General features: G+C 59.6%; 20 protein-coding genes, 3 tRNA genes and 1 riboswitch. Of the genes, 2 read left to right on the top strand and 21 right to left on the bottom strand.

Annotated elements, in window-relative coordinates; translation table 11 throughout:
- Nucleotides 1-38: 38 nt before the first annotated feature.
- Nucleotides 39-1,481, bottom strand: a complete 1,443-nt coding sequence (gene mgtE / locus BJ917_RS23365; protein ID WP_096509451.1) for a magnesium transporter — start codon at nucleotides 1,479-1,481, stop codon at nucleotides 39-41.
- Nucleotides 1,482-1,801: 320 nt separating this feature from the next.
- On the opposite strand from mgtE, the gene BJ917_RS23360 reads away from it, so the two are divergent.
- A complete protein-coding gene (locus BJ917_RS23360) occupies nucleotides 1,802-2,320 on the top strand; it encodes a cell envelope protein SmpA (RefSeq protein ID WP_121104738.1) in 519 nt (172 codons plus the stop codon).
- A 20-nt stretch (nucleotides 2,321-2,340) separates the two neighbouring features.
- On the opposite strand, the gene BJ917_RS23355 is transcribed toward BJ917_RS23360, so the two are convergent.
- From BJ917_RS23355 to ltaE, 7 genes are all read right to left on the bottom strand, one after another.
- Nucleotides 2,341-2,417, bottom strand: a tRNA-Arg gene (locus BJ917_RS23355).
- 72 nt (nucleotides 2,418-2,489) lie between these two features.
- A tRNA-Arg gene (locus tag BJ917_RS23350) sits at nucleotides 2,490-2,566 on the bottom strand.
- Nucleotides 2,567-2,673: 107 nt separating this feature from the next.
- Nucleotides 2,674-2,764: transfer RNA gene (locus tag BJ917_RS23345), tRNA-Ser, on the bottom strand.
- A 62-nt stretch (nucleotides 2,765-2,826) separates the two neighbouring features.
- Nucleotides 2,827-3,015 carry a carbon storage regulator CsrA gene (csrA, locus tag BJ917_RS23340; protein ID WP_002554426.1) on the bottom strand — a complete coding sequence of 63 codons (189 nt, stop codon included), beginning with the start codon at nucleotides 3,013-3,015 and terminating at the stop codon, nucleotides 2,827-2,829.
- A gap of 186 nt (nucleotides 3,016-3,201) precedes the next feature.
- Complete coding sequence (locus tag BJ917_RS23335) at nucleotides 3,202-4,443, bottom strand: aspartate kinase (RefSeq protein WP_096509449.1); 1,242 nt, start codon at nucleotides 4,441-4,443, stop codon at nucleotides 3,202-3,204.
- A gap of 91 nt (nucleotides 4,444-4,534) precedes the next feature.
- On the bottom strand, nucleotides 4,535-7,159 hold the full coding sequence (gene alaS / locus BJ917_RS23330; RefSeq protein ID WP_121104736.1) for an alanine--tRNA ligase: 2,625 nt from the start codon (nucleotides 7,157-7,159) through the stop codon (nucleotides 4,535-4,537).
- 146 nt (nucleotides 7,160-7,305) lie between these two features.
- Nucleotides 7,306-8,310 (bottom strand): low-specificity L-threonine aldolase, encoded by a 1,005-nt coding sequence (gene ltaE, locus BJ917_RS23325; protein WP_096509447.1) that lies wholly within the window; start codon nucleotides 8,308-8,310, stop codon nucleotides 7,306-7,308.
- 196 nt (nucleotides 8,311-8,506) lie between these two features.
- A riboswitch (FMN riboswitch) is annotated at nucleotides 8,507-8,677 on the top strand.
- 102 nt (nucleotides 8,678-8,779) lie between these two features.
- Between ltaE and BJ917_RS23320 the strand changes: the two genes are divergently transcribed.
- Entirely contained in the window at nucleotides 8,780-9,289 is a 510-nt protein-coding gene (locus tag BJ917_RS23320) for a 6,7-dimethyl-8-ribityllumazine synthase (RefSeq protein ID WP_096509446.1), read from the top strand.
- A 132-nt stretch (nucleotides 9,290-9,421) separates the two neighbouring features.
- Here BJ917_RS23320 and astE read toward each other — a convergent pair whose 3' ends face one another.
- The 13 genes from astE to BJ917_RS23250 form a co-directional block, all read right to left on the bottom strand.
- Complete coding sequence (astE, locus tag BJ917_RS23310) at nucleotides 9,422-10,432, bottom strand: succinylglutamate desuccinylase (RefSeq protein WP_096509445.1); 1,011 nt, start codon at nucleotides 10,430-10,432, stop codon at nucleotides 9,422-9,424.
- 12 nt (nucleotides 10,433-10,444) lie between these two features.
- Nucleotides 10,445-10,732 carry a hypothetical protein gene (locus BJ917_RS23305; protein ID WP_047532370.1) on the bottom strand — a complete coding sequence of 96 codons (288 nt, stop codon included), beginning with the start codon at nucleotides 10,730-10,732 and terminating at the stop codon, nucleotides 10,445-10,447.
- Between the two features lie 61 nt (nucleotides 10,733-10,793).
- Nucleotides 10,794-12,140 (bottom strand): N-succinylarginine dihydrolase, encoded by a 1,347-nt coding sequence (gene astB / locus BJ917_RS23300; protein WP_121104734.1) that lies wholly within the window; start codon nucleotides 12,138-12,140, stop codon nucleotides 10,794-10,796.
- A 164-nt stretch (nucleotides 12,141-12,304) separates the two neighbouring features.
- Complete coding sequence (gene astD / locus BJ917_RS23295; protein WP_177435609.1) at nucleotides 12,305-13,774, bottom strand: succinylglutamate-semialdehyde dehydrogenase; 1,470 nt, start codon at nucleotides 13,772-13,774, stop codon at nucleotides 12,305-12,307.
- Nucleotides 13,771-14,796, bottom strand: coding sequence for an arginine N-succinyltransferase (gene astA / locus BJ917_RS23290; RefSeq protein WP_096509442.1), 1,026 nt, complete (start codon nucleotides 14,794-14,796; stop codon nucleotides 13,771-13,773). Before astA ends, astD begins: the two co-directional genes overlap by 4 nt.
- Nucleotides 14,797-14,870: 74 nt before the next feature.
- The gene (gene aruF / locus BJ917_RS23285; RefSeq protein ID WP_096509441.1) at nucleotides 14,871-15,890 is read right to left on the bottom strand and encodes an arginine/ornithine succinyltransferase subunit alpha; all 1,020 of its coding nucleotides are present in this window, start codon (nucleotides 15,888-15,890) and stop codon (nucleotides 14,871-14,873) included.
- Nucleotides 15,891-16,144: 254 nt separating this feature from the next.
- A complete protein-coding gene (locus BJ917_RS23280; RefSeq protein ID WP_096509440.1) occupies nucleotides 16,145-17,365 on the bottom strand; it encodes an aspartate aminotransferase family protein in 1,221 nt (406 codons plus the stop codon).
- Between the two features lie 324 nt (nucleotides 17,366-17,689).
- On the bottom strand, nucleotides 17,690-18,670 hold the full coding sequence (gene argR / locus BJ917_RS23275) for a transcriptional regulator ArgR (RefSeq protein WP_096509439.1): 981 nt from the start codon (nucleotides 18,668-18,670) through the stop codon (nucleotides 17,690-17,692).
- 249 nt (nucleotides 18,671-18,919) lie between these two features.
- Complete coding sequence (locus tag BJ917_RS23270) at nucleotides 18,920-19,684, bottom strand: ABC transporter ATP-binding protein (RefSeq protein WP_007971015.1); 765 nt, start codon at nucleotides 19,682-19,684, stop codon at nucleotides 18,920-18,922.
- A 28-nt stretch (nucleotides 19,685-19,712) separates the two neighbouring features.
- Nucleotides 19,713-20,825 carry a M14 family metallopeptidase gene (locus BJ917_RS23265; RefSeq protein ID WP_121104730.1) on the bottom strand — a complete coding sequence of 371 codons (1,113 nt, stop codon included), beginning with the start codon at nucleotides 20,823-20,825 and terminating at the stop codon, nucleotides 19,713-19,715.
- A 1-nt stretch (nucleotide 20,826) separates the two neighbouring features.
- Complete coding sequence (locus BJ917_RS23260; protein WP_096509437.1) at nucleotides 20,827-21,525, bottom strand: ABC transporter permease; 699 nt, start codon at nucleotides 21,523-21,525, stop codon at nucleotides 20,827-20,829.
- The gene (locus BJ917_RS23255; RefSeq protein ID WP_047532379.1) at nucleotides 21,522-22,211 is read right to left on the bottom strand and encodes an ABC transporter permease; all 690 of its coding nucleotides are present in this window, start codon (nucleotides 22,209-22,211) and stop codon (nucleotides 21,522-21,524) included. The genes BJ917_RS23260 and BJ917_RS23255 overlap by 4 nt, the downstream gene beginning before the upstream one ends.
- A gap of 91 nt (nucleotides 22,212-22,302) precedes the next feature.
- The gene (locus tag BJ917_RS23250) at nucleotides 22,303-23,082 is read right to left on the bottom strand and encodes an ABC transporter substrate-binding protein (protein WP_096509436.1); all 780 of its coding nucleotides are present in this window, start codon (nucleotides 23,080-23,082) and stop codon (nucleotides 22,303-22,305) included.
- Nucleotides 23,083-23,199 lie beyond the last annotated feature (117 nt).

The following is a 23,199-nucleotide window of genomic DNA, read 5'->3' as shown; positions in this document are numbered from 1 at the left end:
AAAACCCGCGGATGGCGGGTTTTTTTCTCGCAAGAAACTCAGAGCAGGAAGATCGTGGCCAGCCCAAGGAAAATAAAGAAGCCACCGCTATCGGTCATAGCCGTGATCATTACACTCGCGCCCATCGCCGGGTCGCGCCCAAGCCGCGCGAGCGTCATCGGAATCAAAACCCCCATCAACGCCGCAAGCAACAGGTTTAGGGTCATGGCAGCAGTCATCACCACTCCCAAAGACCAGCTGCCGTAAAGCAGGTAAGCAACAACGCCGATCACCCCACCCCAGACCACACCATTGATCAGTGCAACCGCCAATTCCTTGCGCATAAGTCGCGAAGTATTACCGGTGCTCACCTGATCCAGCGCCATGGCTCGAACGATCATGGTGATGGTCTGGTTACCGGAGTTGCCACCGATACCCGCCACGATCGGCATCAACGCCGCAAGCGCCACAAGCTTCTCGATGGAACCCTCGAACAGACCAATCACCCGAGATGCAACGAATGCGGTGATCAAATTTATCGCCAGCCAAGCCCAACGGTTGCGCAATGACTTCCAGACCGATGCAAAAATATCTTCTTCTTCACGCAGACCCGCCATGTTGAGAACTTCGTTTTCGCTCTCTTCACGAATCAGGTCGACCATCTCATCGATGGTCAGACGACCAATCAGTTTGCCGTTTTTATCGACCACTGGTGCGGAAATCAGGTCATAACGCTCAAACGCCTGGGCGGCATCGTAGGCTTCTTCGTCCGGATGAAAACTCACCGGGTCGCTGGCCATGACTTCAGAAACCTGCTTCTCCGGATCATTGACCAGCAAACGCTTGATCGGAAGCACACCCTTGAGGACACCGTCGTAGTCGACCACGAACAGTTTGTCCGTATGGCCAGGCAACTCCTTGAGTCGCCGCAAGTAACGCAGAACCACTTCGAGACTGACATCCTCGCGGATGGTCACCATTTCGAAGTCCATCAATGCACCGACCTGCTCCTCGTCATAGGACAAAGCAGACCGTACGCGTTCGCGCTGCTGGGCATCGAGGGTTTCCATCAACTCGTGGACGACGTCTCGCGGCAGCTCGGAGGCCAGGTCAGCGAGTTCGTCTGCATCCATGTCCTTGGCCGCAGCCAGGAGCTCGTGATCGTCCATGTCGGCGATCAGGGTTTCACGGACCGAGTCGGATACTTCGAGAAGAATGTCGCCGTCGCGATCAGCCTTGACCAATTGCCAGAGTGTCAGACGATCGTCCAGCGGCAAGGCTTCAAGGATGTAGGCAACGTCGGCGGAGTGCAGATCATCGAGCTTGCGCTGCAGTTCGACGAGGTTCTGCCGGTGAACCAGGTTTTCGACCCGGTCATGATGCGGGCCTTCCTGGCGGTGAGTCAGGTCTTCAACCACTCGCTGACGCTGCAACAGCTCAACAACTTGAGCGAGGCGGTCCTGCAAGCTTTCCTGTGTTTTCTTTACTTCAATTTCAGACATAGGCGAACTCCACTCCCAGCAGTGGAGCACGCCGGAAGGATCAATCAGTCAATTCATGATTGGAAAAACGGTTTACTGAGTAACTACTGGGTAAGTCCATGGAGGTATTCCACAAGCCCCGGCGGGGCTGACGGGCGCAATGATACACCGCCTGACGGTTTTAAATGTTAAAAAATCGCGGCTGAAACAAGCGCTTGCAAGACAAACTTGAGCGCCGTCCTGATCCTTCAAACTGCGACGACTCATCCTGAAAAGAAAACACACCACAGCGGAAAAATGTGGCGGCTACCCTTGAAGCCAATCGTCACGGAGGACGCTTGATGTCATCGAACGCGCAGTTCTGTTTTCTTATCGCCCTACTCTGTCCACCCTGTGCGCTTGCCACGACCATTCACCGATGCGAGGCACCCAACGGGCATATCACCTATACGACGCTGAGCTGTGCGATCGGCGAAAGCCTTACGGCCCATGAAGTCCTCACACCAACAGCCGGCAGCGTGGCGCCCACCCTCATGCCCGAAGCCGAATCTCGCGCAACTTCAGGCGTGAAGATTCAAGACAGAGATCCAACCGTTGTCGGTAAGACAGAGGACAAATGTGGAAGCCAGATCAGTGCGAGAGAGCGACGCGAAGCCATTCTCAATCAACGGATTATTGCAGGCATGACTCAGCAAGACGTCGAAAGCGCTCTCGGCAAGCCGAGCAAGATCAGTATTCGGAATTCGAGCACGAGCTACCGCTACGAAACCAAGCGAGGTCGTAGCGCCTACATAGAATTCGATGAGAGAGGATGCACGAAAGGAAAAACCAAATCCCAGACGGCAAAAAGCCCGCTTTAAAGGCGGGCTTTTTGTTTGTATGGTGCACTCGACAGGATTCGAACCTGTGACCGCTCGGTTCGTAGCCGAGTACTCTATCCAGCTGAGCTACGAGTGCATTTTGTGTTTTTAGACCAGACCACAACTGGTTGAAACAGAGTAGCTCACATCACTGCAAACAACTCTTAAATGGTGCACTCGACAGGATTCGAACCTGTGACCGCTCGGTTCGTAGCCGAGTACTCTATCCAGCTGAGCTACGAGTGCATTTGTTGCCGCGCATTATAGGCCGTCTAATCTCTATGTCAAACACTTTTTCTAGTAATTTCAACAACTTACCGAAGAAGCCAGATTACAACGTACTACGCAAATAATGGCGGAGAACGGGGGATTCGAACCCCCGACACCCTTTTGAGGTGTACTCCCTTAGCAGGGGAGCGCCTTCGGCCACTCGGCCAGCTCTCCGCAACACGGGGCGTATATTAACCAGCTTCTTCCCCGTTTGCAAACATAAAAAACGATAAAAATTAATGGCTTGGTTCTTCGTCCTTCTCTTTCTTGATGCGCAGGTAAATTTCCTCACGGTGGACAGCCACCTCTTTAGGCGCGTTCACCCCAATACGCACTTGATTTCCTTTGACGCCGAGCACGGTCACGGTGATTTCGCCATCACCAATAATCAGGCTTTCTGCGCACCGACGAGTCAGAATCAACATACCTTTCTCCTCACGCCTTACATTTCAGGGACAACAGTCTGCAAAAAAAAGGCACTCGACCTACAACCAAAGCGGTCGCGGCCTACATGCCTGAGTATTGACTAGCGCGAGCAAAAGAACAGCCTCGGGGTCACGCCATTCAAAAAAACAAAAGGCGCGGTCAGACCGCGCCTTTTGGCAAACGCATCACTCGCCCTGGCGGGCCGGCGCGTCCAGATCGAAAGCTGTGTGCAGGGCGCGCACAGCCAGCTCCAGATACTTCTCTTCGATCACTACAGAGACTTTGATCTCCGAAGTCGAGATCATCTGGATGTTGATGCTTTCCTTGGCCAGGGATTCGAACATGCGGCTGGCTACGCCTGCGTGAGAGCGCATGCCAACACCAACGATCGAAACCTTGGCGATCTTGGTGTCGCCAACGACTTCACGGGCACCAATCTCACTAGCGGTGTTTTCCAGAACGGCTTGCGCAGCCTGGTAATCATTACGGTGCACGGTGAAGGTGAAGTCGGTGGTGTTATCGTGCGCAACGTTCTGCACGATCATGTCGACTTCGATGTTCGCGGCACTGATAGGGCCGAGAATCTTGAACGCTACGCCCGGGGTGTCTGGCACGCCACGGATGGTCAGCTTGGCTTCATCGCGGTTGAAAGCGATGCCGGAAATGATCGGCTGTTCCATGGTTTCCTCTTCATCAATAGTAATGAGGGTGCCCGGACCCTCCTTGAAGCTGTGCAATACGCGCAGCGGAACGTTGTACTTGCCGGCGAATTCCACCGCACGGATCTGCAACACCTTGGAACCGAGGCTGGCCATTTCCAGCATCTCTTCAAAGGTAATCTTGTCCAGGCGCTGTGCCACGGACACCACACGCGGGTCAGTGGTGTATACGCCGTCGACGTCGGTGTAGATCTGGCATTCGTCAGCCTTCAGGGCTGCCGCCAGGGCCACGCCGGTGGTGTCGGAGCCGCCACGACCGAGGGTGGTGATGTTGCCGTGCTCGTCAACGCCCTGGAAACCGGCAACAACCACGACACGACCGGCCTTCAGGTCGCCGCGGATCTTCTGGTCATCAATCTGCAAGATACGCGCTTTATTGTGCGCGCTATCCGTCAGGATCCGTACCTGGTTGCCGGTGTAGGACACCGCAGGCACGCCGCGCTTGATCAGCGCCATGGCCAACAGGGCAATCGTCACCTGCTCACCGGTGGACACGATCACATCCAGTTCACGCGGAACCGGCTGGCCATCGCCACTGATTTGCTTGGCCAGATCGATCAGACGGTTGGTTTCGCCGCTCATTGCAGACAGCACAACCACCAGGTCATCGCCGGCATCGCGGAATTTCTTAACCTTGTCGGCGACCTGCTCGATTCTCTCGACAGTACCGACCGAGGTGCCTCCAAATTTCTGTACGATCAAAGCCATTTCAAAGCCGCCTCTGCCCATGAAGGGCGCCCAAATAATCACTCAAACAGCGTTGCGGCCCGCCACTAGACTGCGGGCCGCAAGCACTGCCTTATAAACCCTGCTCTACAAACGGAACGGTCAGCGCCAGTGCCGCATCCAGTGCGCCGGCGTCAGTACCACCGCCCTGCGCCATGTCTGGACGACCACCGCCCTTCCCGCCCACTGCCGCAGCGGCTTGCTTCATCAAATCACCGGCTTTGAGTTGGCCAGTCAGGTCTTTGGTTACGCCTGCAACCAGAACGACCTTTTCCTCATGGACACTGCCGAGCAGGATCACTGCGCGACCGAGTTTGTTTTTCAGCTGATCAACCAGCGCCAGCAATGCCTTGCCGTCCTGACCGTCCAGACGCACGGCCAGCACTTTCACACCTTTGACGTCCAGCGCTTGCGCCGACAGATCGTCGCCGGCCGCGCTGGCTGCCTTGGCTTGCAACTGCTCGAGTTGCTTCTCCAGCAGACGGTTGCGCTCCAGCACAGCCGACAGCTTGTCGATCAGGTTGTCGCGGCTACCCTTGACCAGGTTGGCCGCTTCCTTGAGTTGTTCTTCCGCCGCATTCAAGTAGGCCAGTGCCGCAGCACCGGTGACTGCCTCGATACGACGCACACCCGAAGCCACACCGCCTTCGCTGATGATTTTCAGCAGGCCAATGTCGCCGGTACGGTTGGCGTGGATACCACCACACAGTTCGACGGAGAAATCGCCGCCCATGCTCAGCACACGCACGCTGTCGCCGTACTTCTCGCCGAACAGCGCCATGGCGCCTTTCTGCTTGGCGGTTTCGATGTCGGTTTCTTCGGTTTCAACTTCGGAGTTCTTGCGAATCTCGGCGTTGACGATCTCTTCCAGCGCTTTCAGCTGTTCAGGCTTGATGGCTTCGAAGTGACTGAAGTCAAAGCGCAGGCGCTGACTGTCGACCAGCGAGCCTTTCTGCTGAACGTGATCGCCCAGCACCTGGCGCAATGCGGCGTGCAGCAAGTGAGTTGCCGAGTGGTTCAGCGACGTCGCGTGACGCACTTCGGCATCGACATGAGTCTCGACCGGGGCACCTACAATCAGGCTGCCCGAGTCAAGCACGCCGTGATGCAGGAACGCGCCGCCGGTCTTGGTGGTGTCGCGCACGTCGAAACGCGCAGCGCCAGCCTGGAGGAAGCCGCAATCACCGATCTGACCACCGGATTCCGCATAGAACGGCGTCTGGTTCAGAACCACCACGCCTTCTTCGCCTTCATTCAAGACGTCGACCGATTGCCCGTCCTTATAGAGAGCAACGATCTTTGCCGAACCGCTGTGAGCGGTATAACCGGTGAACTCGGTGTCCACGTCGACCTTGACCAGGCTGTTGTAATCCATGCCGAAGGAACTGGCGGAACGTGCACGGACGCGCTGGGCTTCCATTTCGCGCTCGAAGCCTTCTTCGTCGATGGTCAGGCTGCGCTCACGGGCGATATCGCCGGTCAGGTCCATCGGGAAGCCGTAGGTGTCGTAGAGTTTGAACACGACATCGCCCGGCACCACGTCGCCCTTGAGCTCGGCCAGATCCTGCTCGAGGATTTTCAGCCCCTGCTCCAGGGTCTTGGCGAATTGCTCTTCTTCGGCTTTCAGCACGCGTTCGATGTGTGCCTGCTGGGATTTCAGCTCCGGGAAGGCTTCGCCCATCTCGGCGACCAGGGCCGCGACGATCTGGTAGAAGAAGCTGCCCTTGGCGCCCAGCTTGTTGCCATGACGGCAAGCACGACGAATGATCCGGCGCAGCACGTAGCCGCGGCCTTCGTTGGACGGCAGCACGCCATCGGCAATCAGGAAACCGCAGGAACGAATGTGGTCGGCCACGACTTTCAGCGAAGCCTGAGCATCGTTGGTGCAACCGATGGCCTTGGCCGATGCGCTCAACAGGCTCTGGAACAGGTCGATTTCATAGTTCGAGTGAACGTGCTGCAGCACGGCACTGATCCGCTCCAGGCCCATGCCGGTATCCACCGACGGTGCTGGCAGCGGGTGCAACACGCCATCGGCGGTGCGGTTGAACTGCATGAACACGTTGTTCCAGATTTCGATGTAACGGTCGCCGTCTTCTTCCGGCGAGCCCGGTGGGCCACCCCAGATGTCGGCGCCGTGATCGTAGAAAATCTCGGTGCAAGGACCACACGGGCCAGTGTCGCCCATGGTCCAGAAGTTGTCGGAAGCGTACGGCGCGCCCTTGTTGTCGCCGATGCGAACCATGCGCTCGGCCGGAACACCGATTTCCTTGGTCCAGATGTCATACGCTTCGTCATCGCTGGCGTAGACCGTGACCCACAGCTTTTCCTTTGGCAGGTTCAGCCACTTGTCGGAGGTCAGGAAGTTCCAGGCGTAGGTGATTGCGTCATGCTTGAAGTAATCGCCGAAGCTGAAGTTGCCCAGCATTTCGAAGAATGTGTGGTGACGAGCGGTATAACCGACGTTTTCCAGGTCGTTGTGCTTGCCGCCGGCGCGCACGCATTTCTGGCTGCTGACGGCGCGGGTGTACGCGCGTTTTTCCTGGCCCAGGAAGCAGTCCTTGAACTGGTTCATCCCCGCGTTGGTGAACAGCAGGGTTGGGTCGTTGCCCGGAATCAAAGAGCTGGAGGCTACACGGGTGTGGCCTTGCTCTTCGAAGAAGCGAAGGAAGGCTTCACGGATTTCTGCGCTTTTCATTAGGTTCTTCCACGGAGGCTGCGGCCAAAGGCCTGTTCGAAACGTCAACAGACGAAACGACGGCAAAGGGCCGCATTATATCGGCCCTGTGCGCGGGGTACAGCGTGTTTATACGATAGAAACGGTCAATTGGACGGCTAACGCTATCACTTACGTGAAAAGTCGACGAATGTCGCGACGACCTGCTCGATTTGCGCAGCGCTGACGTCCATGTGCGTGACCATCCGCAGGCGTGCGGCGGCGCTCAGCCTGACCCCGCGTTCAGCGGCAAAGGCCTTGATCGCCTCGGCCCGGTCACCCATGTTCACATAAACCATGTTGGTCTGTACCGGCTCGACCTCATAACCCGCCGCGCGCAGGCCTTCGGCCAGCAATTGGGCGTTGGCGTGGTCGTCGGCCAGGCGCTGAACGTTGTTGTCCAATGCATACAAACCAGCCGCCGCCAGGATTCCGGCCTGGCGCATGCCGCCGCCGACCATCTTGCGCAGGCGCCGCGCCTTGGCGATCAACTCCGCCGAGCCGCACAACACCGAACCGACCGGCGCGCCCAGGCCTTTGGACAGGCAGACCGAGACGGAATCGAAATGCCGGGTGATTTCCCGGGCATCGACACCCAGCTTGACCGCCGCGTTGTACAACCGCGCACCGTCCAGATGCAACTGCAGCCCGTGCTCGCGGGTAAAGCGGCGGGCCCGGGCCAGGTATTCCAGGGGCAGAACCTTGCCCTGCATGGTGTTTTCCAGTGCCAGCAGTCGAGTGCGGGCAAAGTGGAAGTCATCCGGCTTGATCGCGGCAGCGACTTGCGCCAGGTCCAGCGAACCATCGGCTTGCACTTCCAGTGGCTGCGGCTGAATCGAGCCAAGCACCGCCGCGCCGCCCCCTTCGTATTTATAGGTGTGCGCTTGTTGGCCGACGATGTACTCGTCACCGCGCTCGCAATGGGCCATCAACCCCAGCAGATTGCTCATGGTGCCGGTCGGGACAAACAACGCCGCGGCAAACCCCAGGCGCGTTGCCAATTCAGCTTCCAGCCGATTGACCGTCGGATCTTCGCCATAAACATCGTCTCCGGTGGCCGCGGTGGTCATCGCATCGAGCATGCCGGCGGTGGGTTGGGTGACTGTATCGCTGCGAAGATCGATAACGCTCATGAATCTGGCCTCGGTTAGCAGGGGAAAATCCCTTTCAGGTAGGAATTACTGCGGTCATGCCGCTGAATAATCAACCCTTGTGTAGGAAAAGGCTTGTTGAACCGACGAAAAAGTCGATAAGAATCATCAGATAGCAGCGATGCACAGGTGAGAAATATGTGTTAAAAAAGCTGCGCCGCCAAACAATCTGACGGCAAAACGTTCTCAGGGCGGGGTGCAACTCCCCACCGGCGGTAATTGCGCGCAACGCGCATAGCCCGCGAGCGCTTGGTGACGGCACGGCTTCGGCGGTGACTGGCGGCAAGGTCAGCAGACCCGGTGTGATTCCGGGGCCGACGGTCATAGTCCGGATGAAGAGAGAACGGGATTGTTACCGATGGGCCCTGCGCAGCATTCGTGCGAGCGCGCGTACCCTGAAATCCCCTTCGATTCATAACGCCCTGTTTTTCACACAAACAGGAGTCAGAACATGCAACCCACCGCAATCGACAGCAAAAGCAAACACCATCAGGGCGAGCGCGTTGCGTTCATCCAGGCCTGCTGGCACAAGGATATTGTTGACCAGAGCCGTAAAGGCTTCGTCGCCGAAATGATTGCCCAGGGTTATCAGGAGTCCGACATCGATTTCTTCGAAGTCGGCGGCGCCTTTGAAATGCCCTTGCACGCCAAGTTGCTGGCCAAGACCGGCCGTTATGCCGGCATCGTCGCGGCAGCCCTGGTGGTGGACGGCGGCATCTACCGTCACGAGTTCGTCGCCCAGTCGGTAGTCAGCGGCTTGATGCAGGTTCAGCTGGAAACCGAAGTGCCGGTGTTCTCGGTGTCCCTGACCCCGCACCACTTCCATGCCGGCGAAGAGCACCACAAGTTCTTCTTCGAACATTTCGTGCATAAAGGCCAGGAAGCGGCGAGGACGTGTGCGGATACGTTGAAAAAAATACGAGCATTGCGTCGCACTGAACACCGCGCAGTAGCGGTGTAAGCACTGTAAAACCTGTGGGAGCGAGCCTGCTCGCGAAAGCGGTGTCACATTCAGAATGGATGTTGACCGACACTACGCCTTCGCGAGCAGGCTCGCTCCCACATGGGTTCCATGGCGAACCCGAGTTCGTAATCAGGCGAGGTTATCGTCGCTGGTTGGCACGATCAGGATGCCGGCGCGCAGGCCATTCTTCACCTTGGGGTTCGGGAAGATAATCCGGGCGCCCTCCTCCTCGATGATCCAGCGGGTATTGGCGATGTCTTCCGCCAGCAAATACCCCACGTCCAATTCGGAAAAATTCTCGATGTCCGCTGGCAGGTTCAAGCGGAAGCTATCGCTGTGCTTGATGATTTCCCGTGCCACGCTGAACAGTTGCAATCCGTCCAGCGCCGCCTCGGTCGACTCCGGCTCGTTGCCTTCGATGATTTGCTTGAGACGGTTTTCCAGCAGCGAGACGTTAACGCCGTCGTTCTGCCCGAATGGCCGCGCCTTACCCAGTTCGAGGGTAAAGGACTCTGCCCCGAGCTTGTCGTAGGTGTAGGAACTGAAAACGATGGACGGCTTGTTCTGCAGCAGCACCGCCTCCATGCCGGCGGCGCGCAAGCGGGCCAGTTCCTGGCGCGAATGCTGGCGCCCTTCTTTCCAGGGGTACAACGCGAACTGCTCGATTTTCGAGCCGCGGATCGCGGTATGCAGGTCGTAGTGCAGGCGCTGGCGATCCGGCAGGCTGAAGAAACTGGCGGCCAGCCGCTCGAGCTCACAGGCGCGCAAGGCTTCCGAGCCGCTGCTTTGTTCGTGACGGCCATTGAATAGCCGATTGACGTCCTGCTCGACGAAACGCTCGCCCTTGCGAATCGCTTCGGGGTTGCCGAACAGGAACAGAATACGGGCGCACGGCTTCAGATCGCCGCGAGCGATGTCATGCAACAACCGATCAAGCAATTCGATCGGCGCTGTTTCGTTGCCATGGATCCCTGCGGACAGCAGCAGATCCAGGCCATTGTCACGCGCTTCGGGCGGCCGGACTTCCAGCGCACCCTCGCTCAACCAGCGCATGCGCACGCCTTCGACAGTCAGTTGAGTCTTCTCCGCCGGTTCGCGGCCGGCGAGGGTCAGTTCAAGCAGTTTGCCGAGGGCGAGCATAGAGCGGTTTCCTTAGTGATCGTGATTGCAATCCGGGCCGTGAACGTGGTCTTCGTCGCCGACTTCAGCCGGTTCCATTTCCAGTTGCAGACTTACCAGATTAGTCGCCAATGGGCGCAGCAGCAGATTGGCGTATTCGGCGTCGCCTTCTTCGACGTCCACGCCGATCAGCAACTGCCCGCGGCCATCGTGCTGGATCCACAGCTCTTTGCCTTGCCACATGACCGCGACGCGGGTGCAGGAGGTTTCCAATTGCGTGCCGTCGGTGTCTTCAAGGATCAGCTGCAGTTTGTCGCTCATGTAATAACGCTCTCGTTTGAGATGAAGCGGCGCGCTGTCGTGTCCGAAAGCGCGCCGTCGATCAATTGATCTGGAATGGATAAACCGCGCCCAGTTTAAGGATTTGCGTCAGTTCATCCAGTGCCGTCCGGCACTCAAGCAGCAATTGCGGGTCCGCGAGATCGTTTTCGGTCATGCGGTCGCGGTAGTGCTTGTTAACCCATTCGGTCAACGTGCCGTACAACGGTGCCGTCATGATAACCCCTGGATTGACCGCCGCCAGTTCGGTTTCGTTGAGCGCGACGCGCAACCTCAGGCAAGCAGGGCCACCGCCGTTCTGCATGCTTTGCTTGAGATCGAAAACCTTCACCTCGCGGATCAGGCCGCCGGAACTGGTCAAACTCTGCAGGTATTGCCAGACACGCTCATTGCCACGGCATTCTTCCGGCACGATCAACAGCATGGAGCCGTCAGCACGCGACAGCAATTGGCTGTTGAACAGGTAGGACCGAACCGCGTCTTCGACGGTTACTGCGGAACGTGGCACACAGATCGACTGAAATTTCCCACCGACCTTGGCGAGTTTGCTCTGCAATTCAGCCAACATCTGTTCGGTCTCGAGGAACGCGTCCTCGTGATAGAACAGCACTTCACCGTTGCCCACGGCGATCACGTCGTTGTGGAACACGCCCTGATCGATCACAGACGGGTTCTGCTGGGCGTAGACCACACCGTCATCCTTCAAGCCGTGCAGGCGAGCGACGGCCTGGGACGCTTCAAGGGTCTGGCGTGCCGGGTACTTCTGCGGAGCCGGGTAGCGGGTGTCGAACGCGCTGCGGCCGAAGACGAAGAACTCGACGCCGGCTTCGCCGTATTCACGGCAGAAACGCGTGTGGTTGGCCGCGCCTTCGTCACCGAATTGCGCCACGGCCGGCAACGCGGCGTGGTGTGCGAAGTGTTTCTGGTCGGCGAACATCGCCCCCAGCACGCGGCTGGTGGTCGGGTGTTCGATGCTGCGGTGGTATTTGCAATTGAGGTTGGCGGCCGTGAAATGCACGCGGCCGTCCGCGGTGTCGGCACTCGGGCTGACGGTAGCGGCGTTGGCGACCCACATGCTCGACGCCGAGCAACTGGCGACCAGCAGCGGCATCGCTTCTTTGGCAGCGCGCTCGATCACTTCAGCGTCGGTTCCGCCAAAGCCAAGGCGACGCAGAGCCGCCACATCCGGGCGCTCCTGAGGTGCCAGCACGCCTTGCTGAAAGCCCATGTCCATCAGCGCCTTCATCTTCGCCAGGCCTTGCAGGGCCGCTTCCTTCGGGTTCGAAGACTGCTGGCTGTTGCTCTGGGACGCGACGTTGCCGTAGGACAGGCCACCGTAGTTATGGGTCGGCCCCACTAGACCGTCAAAATTGACTTCATAGGATTTCATCAGCGAGGCTCCACGAGAATCTGTTTGTTATAGGCTTCAGTAACTATTCAGTACGACCGAGGCGCGGCCATCGCTGGCAAGCCAGCTCCCACAGTGATTGCGTCGTACACAAGATGTGTGAACGCCACCGAACCTGTGGGAGCGGGCTTGCCCGCGAATGGGCATCACGCCATTTTCACGCCAGGCGTCAGGGCCGCTGGCAACACCAGGTTCGGCGTTTCCAGCGAGGCCACCGGGTACGCGCAGTAATCCGCCGCGTAGTAAGCGCTGGCGCGATGGTTGCCCGAAGCGCCGACGCCGCCGAATGGCGCGCTACTCGCGGCGCCGGTCAGTTGCTTGTTCCAGTTGACGATACCGGCACGGCTTTCCAGCCAGAATTGCTGATAACGCGCTTCGGAGTCCGAGAGCAGACCGGCGGCCAGGCCGTAGGCGGTATCGTTGGCTTCAGCGATCGCCGCTTCAAAATCAGCGTAGCGGATCACCTGCAGCAACGGACCGAACAGCTCTTCATCCGGGCGCTCGGCCACGGCGGTCACGTCGAGAATGCCTGGGGTCAGCAGTGCGGCCTGGGCCTGGGGTTGAGTCATTTCCAGCAGCGCCACCGCGCCGTTGGCCAACAGATGCTCCTGGGCCTCCATCAGCGCCTTGGCCGCACCGAGGGAAATCACCGAACCCATGAATGGCGCCGGTTGCTGATCAAAAGCGCCGACCTCAATCGTCGAGCTGACTGCCACCAGTCGCGCCAGCAATGCATCGCCCCAGGCGCCTTGTGGCACCAACAGGCGGCGTGCGCAGGTGCAGCGTTGACCAGCAGAAATGAACGCCGACTGAATGATGGTGTACACCGCGGCTTCCACATCGGCGACCTGATCGACCACCAGCGGGTTGTTACCGCCCATTTCCAGCGCGAGGATCTTGTCCGGACGGCCGGCAAACTGATTGTGCAAGTGATTGCCGGTACGGCTGGAGCCGGTGAAGAACAGCCCGTCGATCCCCGGATTCGCCGCCAGGGCGATACCGGTTTCGCGGGCGCCTTGCAGCAGGTTCAGCACACCGGCCGGCAGACCGGCCTCGATCCAGCACTTGACCGTCAGTTCGGCGACTTTCGGTGTCAGTTCGCTGGGCTTGAACAGCACACTGTTACCGGCCAGCAGTGCCGGCACGATATGACCGTTGGGCAAGTGGCCCGGGAAGTTGTAAGGGCCGAAAACGGCGACAACACCATGGGGTTTGTGGCGCAGCACGGCGGTGGCGTCGCCCAGCGGGCCGCTCTTCTCGCCGGTGCGCTCACGGTAGCTCTGCACCGAGATGGCAATCTTGTTGACCATGCTGGTGACTTCGGTCGCCGCTTCCCACAGGGGCTTGCCGGTTTCCTCACCGATGGTGCGAGCCAATTCGTCAGCGTTGGTCTTCAAGGCTGCGGCAAAGGCTTCCAGTACCGAAATGCGCTCTTCCAGGGTCCGACGGGCCCAGCCCGGGAACGCCTGACGCGCCGCTTGCACGGCCGATTCAACCTGAGCGGCGGTGGCGCCTTCACCCGACCACAGCACTTGCTGGGTCACCGGGTTCAGCGACTGGAACGTTTCGCCCTGACCGGCCAGCCATTCACCTGCAATGTATAGCGACTTCATTATTTCGACTCCCGAGCTGCGGACAACGCCACGGCGCGCACTTGATCGCCAGCGTTGAGTTGAAGACGTTTGGCGGTCAGCGGGTCGACCACCAGCGTACCGGCGGCCAGACGTGCCGGAGCGGCAGTGATGCGGCAGTCTTCGCGCTTGCGGTTGTGAATGATGAATGGCGTGGCGTCGTCACCCGGTGTGCCGATGGCCAACACCAGCGCCTGGCTGTCACGCACGGCGCGGATCTTGCCGGTTTCGCATTCGATGGCCGGGCCTGCGTCGAAAATGTCGACGTAACCCTGGTAGCTGAAACCTTCGCTCTTGAGCATGGCCAGCGCTGGCTCGGTGTCCGGGTGCACCTGACCGATCACGTTGCGTGCATCCGGCGACAGGAAGCAGGTGTACAACGGGAATTTCGGCATCAGTTCGGCGATGAACGCCTTGTTGCCCACGCCGGTCAGGTAGTCGGCCTGGCTGAATTCCATCTTGAAGAAGTGTCGGCCCAGGCTTTCCCAGAACGGCGAGCGCCCGGCGTCATCGGACACGCCGCGCATCTCGGCAATGATCTTGTTGCCGAACAGTTGCGGGAATTCGGCGATGAACAGCATCCGCGCCTTGGACAGCATGCGGCCATTGAGGCCACTGCGGTAATCGGCGTGCAGGAACAGCGAGCACAGCTCGGAGTTGCCGGTCAGGTCGTTGGCCAGGAACAGCGTCGGGATTTCGCGATAGATGTTCAGTTCCTGGGACGCGCTGACGGTCAGACCGACACGGAAGTTGTACCAGGGCTCCCGCAGGCCAACGGCGCCTGCAATGGCGGAAATGCCCACCACGCGAGCGTTGTCGTCTTCGAGCACGAACAGGTAGTCCGCATCGCCCCGCCCGGCTTCGCCACGGAAGGTCTTCTCGGCCCAGCCAACCCGATGGGCCAGACGCTCTTCGTTGGCCGGCAAGGTGGTCAGGCCGGTGCCGGTGCTGCGGGCCAGGTCGATCAGAGCGGGTAAATCGCTGCTGCGTACGGGACGAACGATCATGCTATCTCCTCAAACGGGCCGCCAACGCCACCCGCGAAACTTCGCTGCTTTGCAAGACTCTTTTCAGTCAGGTGTCAAACCGCTACCAGGCGCACGCTGGCACCTTCACCGACGCCCAGGGCTTCGGCCGCATCCAGGTCGAGAGTGACGGGTTTGCCCGGCGCGTAATCGAGCTCGAGCATAACCGCGCGGTAATCCTGCAACTGCGCGTTGGACACCAGGTACTGTCGACCGACACCTTTGACCGGCTCGCCGATTTTCACCGGCACCACGCGGCTCTGGGCGATCGAACGGATCCCCGAGACGCGGGCGTGCAGGGTCGGGCCGCCGTCGAAAATGTCGATGTAGTGATCGGTCTCGAAGCCTTCGCGCATCAGGATGTCGAAGGTGATCTGCGCCCGTGGATGCACCTGGCCCATCGCTTCTTGCGCAGAGTCCGGCAGCAACGGCACGTAGATCGGGTAATGCGGCATCAGCTCGGCCAGGAACGTACGGCTCTTCAGACCGCAAAGACGCTCGGCTTCGGCGTAATTGAGGTCGAAGAAGTTGCGGCCGATGGCATCCCAGAACGGCGAGTCGCCATTTTCATCGCTGTAGCCGACGATCTCGGTCACCACGGAATCGGCAAAGCGCTCCGGGTGGCTGGCCACGAACAGCAGGCGACCACGGGAGTTGAGCTCGGCCCAGGGCGAACCCACCAGCTCACGCTGTACGTAGAAACTGGTCAGCAAGCTGTTGCCGGTCAGGTCGTGGCACTGGGAAAGCACGTGGATCTTGTTATGAATCTTCAGCTCGCGAGAGGCGTGCACGAAGGTTTCATTGCGGAAGCTGTAGAACGGCTCGGAATAACCGGCGGAAGCGACGATCGCCGAGCAGCCCACCAGTTTGCCGGTGGCCGTGTCTTCGAGGACGAAGAAATAGCTTTCTTCACCGTTGAAACTCACTTCGGCAGCGAACGACGCCTCGCTCGCGGCGATCTTGTCGCTCAGGCGTTCAACGTCATCCGGCAAGGAAGTGACACCAATCGGGCTGTCCGCAGCCAGACGCTGTACCTCGCCCAGATCAGCCATTTGCGCGGGGCGCATCACCAGCATGGTGTCACTCCTTAATCAAGAACAGGTCGACCCGATTGGCCGACGGGAAAAAAATACCGGGGTTGCTCAACACATCGCCCTCTGTAGGAGCTGGCTTGCCAGCGAAGGCGACCGTTTGATCACCGCGAGGCTTTCGGGCCTCTTCGCTGGCAAGCCAGCTCCTACAGGGGTCATGCGTCGGGCAGGCCCGGCACGGAAAAATTGTCTCGGCGCCCACCCTTGAGAATAGGCGCCGAGCGTCACGCGACCTGAATTCAGGCTTGGGTCAGTTTTGCCGCAGCACGTTCGAAGCGGTCCAGACCGGCATCGATGTCGGCGTCTTCAACCACCAGGCTAGGCGCGAAACGGACCACGTCCGGCCCCGCTTGCAACACCATCAGGCCTTCTTTCTCAGCGGCGTTGAAGATGTCCTTGGCCTTGCCTTTCCAGGCGTCGCTCAGCACACAACCGATCAACAGGCCCAGACCACGCACCTTGGTGAACAGGCCGTACTTCTCGCCGATCTGCTCCAGGCGAGCCTTGAACTTGTCGTGCTTGGCGTTTACACCGGCCAGCACCTCAGGAGTATTGACCACGTCGACCACCGCTTCCGCGACCGCGCACGCCAGCGGGTTGCCGCCGTAGGTGGTGCCGTGGGTGCCGACGACAAGGTGCTTGGCCAGGTCTTCGGTGGTCAGCATCGCCGCGATCGGGAAACCGCCGCCCAGGCTCTTGGCGCTGGTCAGGATGTCCGGGATCACGCCGTAGTGCTGATAGGCGAACAGTTTGCCGGTACGGCCCATGCCGGTTTGCACTTCGTCGAAGATCAGCAGCGCGTTGTGCGCGGTGCAGAGCTCGCGGGCGCCTTGCAGGTATTCGAGTTCAGCCGGGATAACACCGCTTTCGCCCTGGATCGGCTCCAGCACCACCGCGCAAGTCTTGTCGGAAATGGCGGCCTTCAGCGCGGCCAGATCGTTGTACGGCACGTGGGTGATACCGGTGATTTTCGGACCGAAACCGTCGGAATACTTCGACTGGCCACCGACGTTCACGGTGAACAGGGTACGACCGTGGAAGCTGTTGAGCGCGGCGATGATTTCGTACTTCTCGCTGCCGAAGCGGTCGTGACCGACGCGACGGGCCAGCTTGAAGGCGGCCTCGTTGGCTTCAGCGCCGGAGTTGCAGAAGAAAGCACGCTCGGCAAAGGTGGCATCGATCAGCTTATGGGCCAGGCGCAGGGCCGGCTCATTGGTGAACACGTTGGACACGTGCCACAGCTTGTTGGCCTGTTCGGTCAAGGCGCCGACCAGCGCCGGATGCGCATGGCCCAATACGTTTACGGCAATCCCGCCGGCGAAGTCGATCAGCTCGCGACCGGACTGGTCCCAGACGCGGGAGCCGGCGCCACGCACAGGAATGAAGGCGGCAGGCGCGTAGTTGGGAACCATAACCTGATCGAAATCGGCGCGTTGTACCGCAGCGTGCTCAACGGACATCGGAGTCTCCTGAAGAGAAAACACTCGCCTGAAACTGGCGAGCGATGGGGGGATTGTAAGGACAGTTTTCAGCCCGGCCTTGCCGCCAAGCGACAACTTCTTATAGCGCAAACCCCGGATTTTCCCGGGTTTACGGCAATGCGACATATAGGGTCGCAAAGGCGCAGTTTAACTGGACCAGACAGTTAACGGCAGGCTTGGCAGGATTTGATTTACCGAGGCATCGCGAGATGCCGACAACGGCCGGACATCTATAAAGAAGGATGAGCGAAGGCTTTAACAGGTCATCCATGGCAATAGCGCCATGGACTGATCAGGCAGAAATCAGCCGCGCTCGGAAGGCACGGAGGACAACTCGAACGGGCTGCTGCTGCGTCGCTGGTTGCGATCTTCCCGCGGCGTGGCGCCGAAGAAGTTGCGGTAGGCGCTGGAGAAATGCGGCCCCGAGGAGAAGCCACAGGACAAGCCGATCTGGATGATCGACTTACTGGTTTGCATCAACATCTGCCGGGCCTTGTTCAGGCGCAGTTCCAGGTAGTACTGGCTCGGCACACGGTTGAGGTATTGCTTGAAGATCCGCTCCAGTTGTCGACGGGACACGCACACGTGCTGGGCGATTTCGTCGGTGGTCAGCGGCTCTTCGATGTTGGCCTCCATCAGCAGCACCGCCTGGGTGAGCTTTGGATGGCTGGAGCCGAGGCGATTCTGTAACGGAATGCGCTGACGCTCGCCGCCTTCGCGGATGCGCTCGACCACCAACTCTTCCGACACCGCACCGGCCAGTTCCGCACCGTGATCGCGAGCCAGCACCGCCAGCAGCAAGTCGAGCACCGACATGCCGCCGCAGGCGGTCAGGCGATCGCGATCCCAGTCGAACAGATGGCTGGTGGCGATGACTTTCGGGAAACGTTCAGCGAAATCGTCCTGCCAGCGCCAATGCACGGCAGCACGATAACCATCAAGCAAACCGAGTTGCGCCAACGGATAGACACCAGCGGACAGACCACCGATCACACACCCCGAACGCACCAGTTGTTTCAGCGCACTGCTGAGTGCCGGCGCCAGGGTGGTCGGTGGCTCGTCGGCGAGCAGGAACAGTTTCTGGAAATTTTCGAGCTTGCCAGTCCAGGCTTCGCCGGGCAATTGCCAGGCGTTTTCGGCCGGAGGTTCGGCCTGCAGGAAAGACAGTTCGTAGACCACGTCCGGATGCACACGCTGGGCAACACGCAAGGCCTCCTCAGCCAGCGCAAGCGTCAGTGCTTTAGTGCTGGGCCAAATCAGGAAACCAATTCGATGGGCAGTCATGGGTGGGCGATCCGAAGCGAAGAACAGTGATGAAGGCATGGGCCAATGCTAGCCCGTAAGTGGACGCAAATCTCGAAACCAACACAGATCAACTGTAGGAGCGAGCCTGCTCGCGAAAGCGGTGGATCAGTCAACATCTACGCTGGATGTCACACCGCATTCGCGAGCAGGCTCGCTCCTACAAGGGATCAGGAGCCAGCCTCTGATTTGCGAAGCATGCACGATCCTGGTGCACAACGGCAGTCTTGATTACTTCAGGCTGCCCGAGAGGAATTGCTGCAAGCGTTCCGATTGTGGGTTCACCAGCACTTCACGCGGGTTGCCGCTTTCTTCGACGACACCTTTGTGCAGGAACACCAGCTGGTTCGACACTTCACGGGCGAAGCCCATTTCGTGGGTCACCACCACCATGGTCCGGCCTTCCTGGGCCAGGGCCTGCATCACCTTGAGAACATCGCCGACCAGCTCCGGGTCGAGGGCCGAGGTCGGTTCGTCGAACAGCATCACTTCAGGTTCCATCGCCAGCGCACGGGCAATCGCCACGCGCTGTTGCTCGCCGCCGGACATATGGCCCGGGTAGGCATCCTTGCGATGAGCGACACCCACCTTGTTCAGGTAATGCTCGGCCTTTTCACGGGCCTCGGCCTTGGACACGCCCAGCACATGAACTGGCGCTTCCATGATGTTTTCCAGCGCGGTCATGTGCGACCACAGGTTGAAATGCTGGAACACCATCGACAGGCGCGAACGCATGCGTTGCAGCTGTTTCGGGTCGGCGGCCTTCAGCGCGCCGTCCTTGTTCGCCACCAGCTTCAGCTCTTCGTTGTTGAGCAGGATCTTGCCCGCGTGCGGCTGCTCCAACAGGTTGATGCAGCGCAGGAAGGTACTTTTGCCGGAGCCACTGGAGCCGATGATGCTGATCACATCGCCAGCCGCCGCTTTCAGGGACACGCCCTTGAGCACTTCGTGACTGCCATAGCGTTTATGCAGGTCTTGGACTTCAAGTTTGTACATGCGGTCGGTTCTCACAAAAAGCAGTCAGTCAGTCGTTGAGCAAGCGCCCGTGACGCAGCGCTTCGCGCCCCGCCACCTTGGCCAGCCAGAAACCGGGTTGGGCATAACGCAGCCGTTCAATGGCAAACAGCACCCCGGAGGTACCAGCACACACCGTGCTGACCCGATCCGCCAGCGGATCGATCACTTCAAAAATCTCGTCGCCGGCTTCAATCCACTCGCCGGGTTTACGCAGAAAACTCACCACGCCCGGATGCGGCGCGAACAGCAATTCAGTGCCTTCGAACGGCAGGCCTTCGCAAGCGTCCTGAGCAGGTGCAGGCCAATCGCCGCTGATCAAGCCCTGCTCGGCGAGGAACGCCAGAATGCCCTCGGCGTGCGCCTCGGTCTCGAGGCGACCGGTGTCGGCCTGACCACCCAGTTCAATGGTAGTCGCCAGGCACGCCAGCGGAATCTGCGCCTCCGGGAACAAACGGGACAACCGCAACCACGGCAGCGAACAGGCTTCGTCGAAGGAGCTGCCGCCGGAATCTTCCGCCAGCAAACCGACCCGCACATTCAGGTGCGCGGCCAGCGAACGCCATTGCGGCCAGTGCTGCGGCAAGGCGTACATGTGCAGCGCCGCCTCGCAATCGCAATGCAGGTCCAGCACCACATCGGCGGTGCAGGCATGGCTGAGCAGCACACGCTGCATGCCTTGCAACTGGCTGCTCGCCTCTGGCAAGGCAGCCAGATGATCACTCATGGCCTGGCGGATCAAGCGGATGTTGGCGTGCGGGTCATCGCCCAGATGCCCATCGAGCGCCGCCGCCACAGGCGCGCTGAGCTCGACGAAATCCCGGTTGAAGTTCTTGCCGCTGCCGGCCTCGAAACGCCCCTGGTGATTGCCCTGCAGCAACTGACCGAGGCCCAGTGGATTGGCCACCGGCACCAGTTCGATCACGCCGTTGAGCAAGCCTTGGGCTTCGAGTTCGGCCAGGCGCTTTTTCAGCGCCCAGGCCGTGCGCATGCCCGGCAGCTCATCGGCGTGCAGGCTGGCCTGGATGTAGGCCTTGCGCTCGCCACTGCCGAAGCGGAACACCGAAACCTGGCGTTCGCTACCGAGGTGGCTCCACGGCAATGCATGGTCGATGCGTTCCATATCAGTGCTTCCGCGGGGCCAGATAGCCCAGCCAGCGACGCTCGGCCAGTTTGAACAGTTTCACCAGAATGAACGTCAGGCACAGGTAGAACACGCCGGCGGTGATGTACGCTTCGAACGGCAGGTAGAACTGGGCGTTGACCGTGCGCGCGGCACCGGTGATGTCGATCAGGGTCACGATGGACGCCAGACTGGTGGTCTGCAGCATCATGATCACTTCGTTGCTGTATTGCGGCAGCGCACGACGCAGAGCCGACGGCAACAGGATGCGCTTGTACATCTTGACCCGCGACATGCCCATGGCCTTGGCCGCTTCGATCTCGCCGTTCGGCGTGGCCCGCAGGCTACCGGCGATGATTTCGGCAGTGTAGGCGCTAGTGTTGATGGCGAATGCCAGGCACGCACAGAAGGTCGCGCTGGACAGCCACGGCCAGAGGAAGCTGTCGCGAACGGTTTCGAATTGCGCCAGACCGTAGTAGATCAGGAACAACTGCACCAGCATCGGCGTGCCGCGGATCACGTAGGTGTAGAGCCATGCGGTCATGTTGACCGCCGCGTTTTTCGACACGCGCATCAGGCCCAGCGGCAAGGCACACAGCAGGCCGAAGAACAGCGACAGCGCGAGCAGTTTGAGGGTGGTCACCAGGCCGCCGAAGTACAGCGGCAAGGCCTCCCAAATGACGTTGTAGTCGAAGATCATAGATCAGCCGCCCTTACGCCTACCGAGTAGCGCTTCTCAAGGTGACGCAATGCCAGCAACGAGACACTGGTGATCACCAGGTACATCGCCGCCACTGCGAGGAAGAAGGTGAAAGGTTCGCGGGTGGCATCGGCCGCCTGCTTGGCCTTGAACATCATGTCTTGCAGACCCACCACCGAAATCAGCGCGGTGGCCTTGGTCAGTACCAGCCAGTTGTTGGTAAAACCCGGAATTGCCAGGCGAATCATCTGCGGTACCAGCACCCGGAAGAACACCTGGAAACTGCTCATGCCGTAAGCCATGCCGGCTTCGGCCTGCCCCTTGGGGATCGCCATGAAGGCGCCACGGAAGGTTTCCGACAGGTACGCCCCGAAGATGAAGCCCAGGGTGCCGATACCGGCAGCCAGTGGGTTCAAGTCGATGTACTCGTCAAAACCGAGCAGCGGTGCGACGCGGTTGAGCAGGTCCTGGCCGCCGTAGAAAATCAGCAGGATCAACACCAGGTCGGGAATACCGCGGATCACCGTGGAGTACAGATCGCCCAGCCAGGCCAGCCAGCGCACCGGCGACAGGCGCAGTGCCACGCCGATCAGGCCCAGAACAATGGCCAGGGCCATGGACGACAAGGCGAGCTGAAGCGTCAGCCAAGCGCCATCGAGGATGACAGCCCCGTAGCCTTTCAACATGATTCAGGTCCTCGAAAGTTGGGATGAAAAAATGGCGCAAACCTCAGAGATCCTGTTGCTTGCGCCATTTAGGACTTGTCGCCGGGACGTGTTACTTGCCGTAGATATCGAAGGCGAAGTACTTGTCCTGGATTTGCTTGTACTTGCCGTTTTCGCGGATGGCCGCGATGGCAGTGTTGAGCTTGTCCAGTTCAGCCTTGTCGCCCTTGCGCACGGCAATGCCGACGCCGTCGCCGAAGTATTTGACGTCGGTGAACGCAGGACCGACGAAGGCGAAGCCTTTACCGGCGTCGGTTTTCAGGAAACCGTCATCCAGCAGCGTAGCGTCTGCCACGGTGCCGTCGAGGCGGCCAGCGGCCACATCCAGATAAATTTCGTTCTGCGAGCCGTACGGCTTGATCTCGGCACCCAACGGGGCCAGGACTTCACGGGCGAAACGCTCGTGGATCGAACCACGTTGCACGCCGATGTTCTTGCCCTTGAGCTCGGTCAGGTTGTCGCTGACCTGAGTGCCGGCCTTCATGACCAGGCGCGCCGGAGTGTTGTAGTACTTGTTGGTGAAGTCCACGGACTTCTTGCGATCTTCAGTGATCGACATGGACGACAGGATCGCGTCGATCTTGCGCACCTTGAGCGCCGGGATCAGACCGTCGAACTCTTGCTCGACCCACACGCACTTGACCTTCATCTCTTCGCACAGGGCGTTGCCGATGTCGTAGTCGAAACCCACGATGCTGCCGTCCGGTGCTTTGGATGCGAACGGAGGGTAAGCCGCTTCAATACCGATTTTCAGAGGTTTTTCATCGGCGAAGGTTGGCAGGGACAGCACGGTGGACAGTGCCAGGGCGCCAAGCAGCACGAGTTTCTTCATCTTGGGACTCCATCGGAAAAGGGCTAAAACGGCAGAGTGAGCGACAGCCCAATATGCGAATGAGTGGAACCGGAAAGCGTTGCTGCGTCCTGCATTGCGTGTGCGAATTTTCAACAC

This window comes from Pseudomonas sp. WPR_5_2, from assembly GCF_003634475.1.
Classification (GTDB): domain Bacteria; phylum Pseudomonadota; class Gammaproteobacteria; order Pseudomonadales; family Pseudomonadaceae; genus Aquipseudomonas; species Aquipseudomonas izuensis.
This window is presented reverse-complemented; position numbering and strand designations above follow the sequence as displayed.

Excerpts from the sequence above, each read along its gene's own strand:
- mgtE (WP_096509451.1), bottom strand. The coding sequence starts at position 1,481 with ATGTCTGAAATTGAAGTAAAGAAAACACAGGAAAGCTTGCAGGACCGC.
- BJ917_RS23360 (WP_121104738.1), top strand. The coding sequence starts at position 1,802 with ATGTCATCGAACGCGCAGTTCTGTTTTCTTATCGCCCTACTCTGTCCA.
- csrA (WP_002554426.1), bottom strand. The coding sequence starts at position 3,015 with ATGTTGATTCTGACTCGTCGGTGCGCAGAAAGCCTGATTATTGGTGAT.
- BJ917_RS23335 (WP_096509449.1), bottom strand. The coding sequence starts at position 4,443 with ATGGCTTTGATCGTACAGAAATTTGGAGGCACCTCGGTCGGTACTGTC.
- alaS (WP_121104736.1), bottom strand. The coding sequence starts at position 7,159 with ATGAAAAGCGCAGAAATCCGTGAAGCCTTCCTTCGCTTCTTCGAAGAG.
- ltaE (WP_096509447.1), bottom strand. The coding sequence starts at position 8,310 with ATGAGCGTTATCGATCTTCGCAGCGATACAGTCACCCAACCCACCGCC.
- BJ917_RS23320 (WP_096509446.1), top strand. The coding sequence starts at position 8,780 with ATGCAACCCACCGCAATCGACAGCAAAAGCAAACACCATCAGGGCGAG.
- astE (WP_096509445.1), bottom strand. The coding sequence starts at position 10,432 with ATGCTCGCCCTCGGCAAACTGCTTGAACTGACCCTCGCCGGCCGCGAA.
- BJ917_RS23305 (WP_047532370.1), bottom strand. The coding sequence starts at position 10,732 with ATGAGCGACAAACTGCAGCTGATCCTTGAAGACACCGACGGCACGCAA.
- astB (WP_121104734.1), bottom strand. The coding sequence starts at position 12,140 with ATGAAATCCTATGAAGTCAATTTTGACGGTCTAGTGGGGCCGACCCAT.
- astA (WP_096509442.1), bottom strand. The coding sequence starts at position 14,796 with ATGATCGTTCGTCCCGTACGCAGCAGCGATTTACCCGCTCTGATCGAC.
- aruF (WP_096509441.1), bottom strand. The coding sequence starts at position 15,890 with ATGCTGGTGATGCGCCCCGCGCAAATGGCTGATCTGGGCGAGGTACAG.
- BJ917_RS23280 (WP_096509440.1), bottom strand. The coding sequence starts at position 17,365 with ATGTCCGTTGAGCACGCTGCGGTACAACGCGCCGATTTCGATCAGGTT.
- argR (WP_096509439.1), bottom strand. The coding sequence starts at position 18,670 with ATGACTGCCCATCGAATTGGTTTCCTGATTTGGCCCAGCACTAAAGCA.
- BJ917_RS23270 (WP_007971015.1), bottom strand. The coding sequence starts at position 19,684 with ATGTACAAACTTGAAGTCCAAGACCTGCATAAACGCTATGGCAGTCAC.
- BJ917_RS23265 (WP_121104730.1), bottom strand. The coding sequence starts at position 20,825 with ATGGAACGCATCGACCATGCATTGCCGTGGAGCCACCTCGGTAGCGAA.
- BJ917_RS23260 (WP_096509437.1), bottom strand. The coding sequence starts at position 21,525 with ATGATCTTCGACTACAACGTCATTTGGGAGGCCTTGCCGCTGTACTTC.
- BJ917_RS23255 (WP_047532379.1), bottom strand. The coding sequence starts at position 22,211 with ATGTTGAAAGGCTACGGGGCTGTCATCCTCGATGGCGCTTGGCTGACG.
- BJ917_RS23250 (WP_096509436.1), bottom strand. The coding sequence starts at position 23,082 with ATGAAGAAACTCGTGCTGCTTGGCGCCCTGGCACTGTCCACCGTGCTG.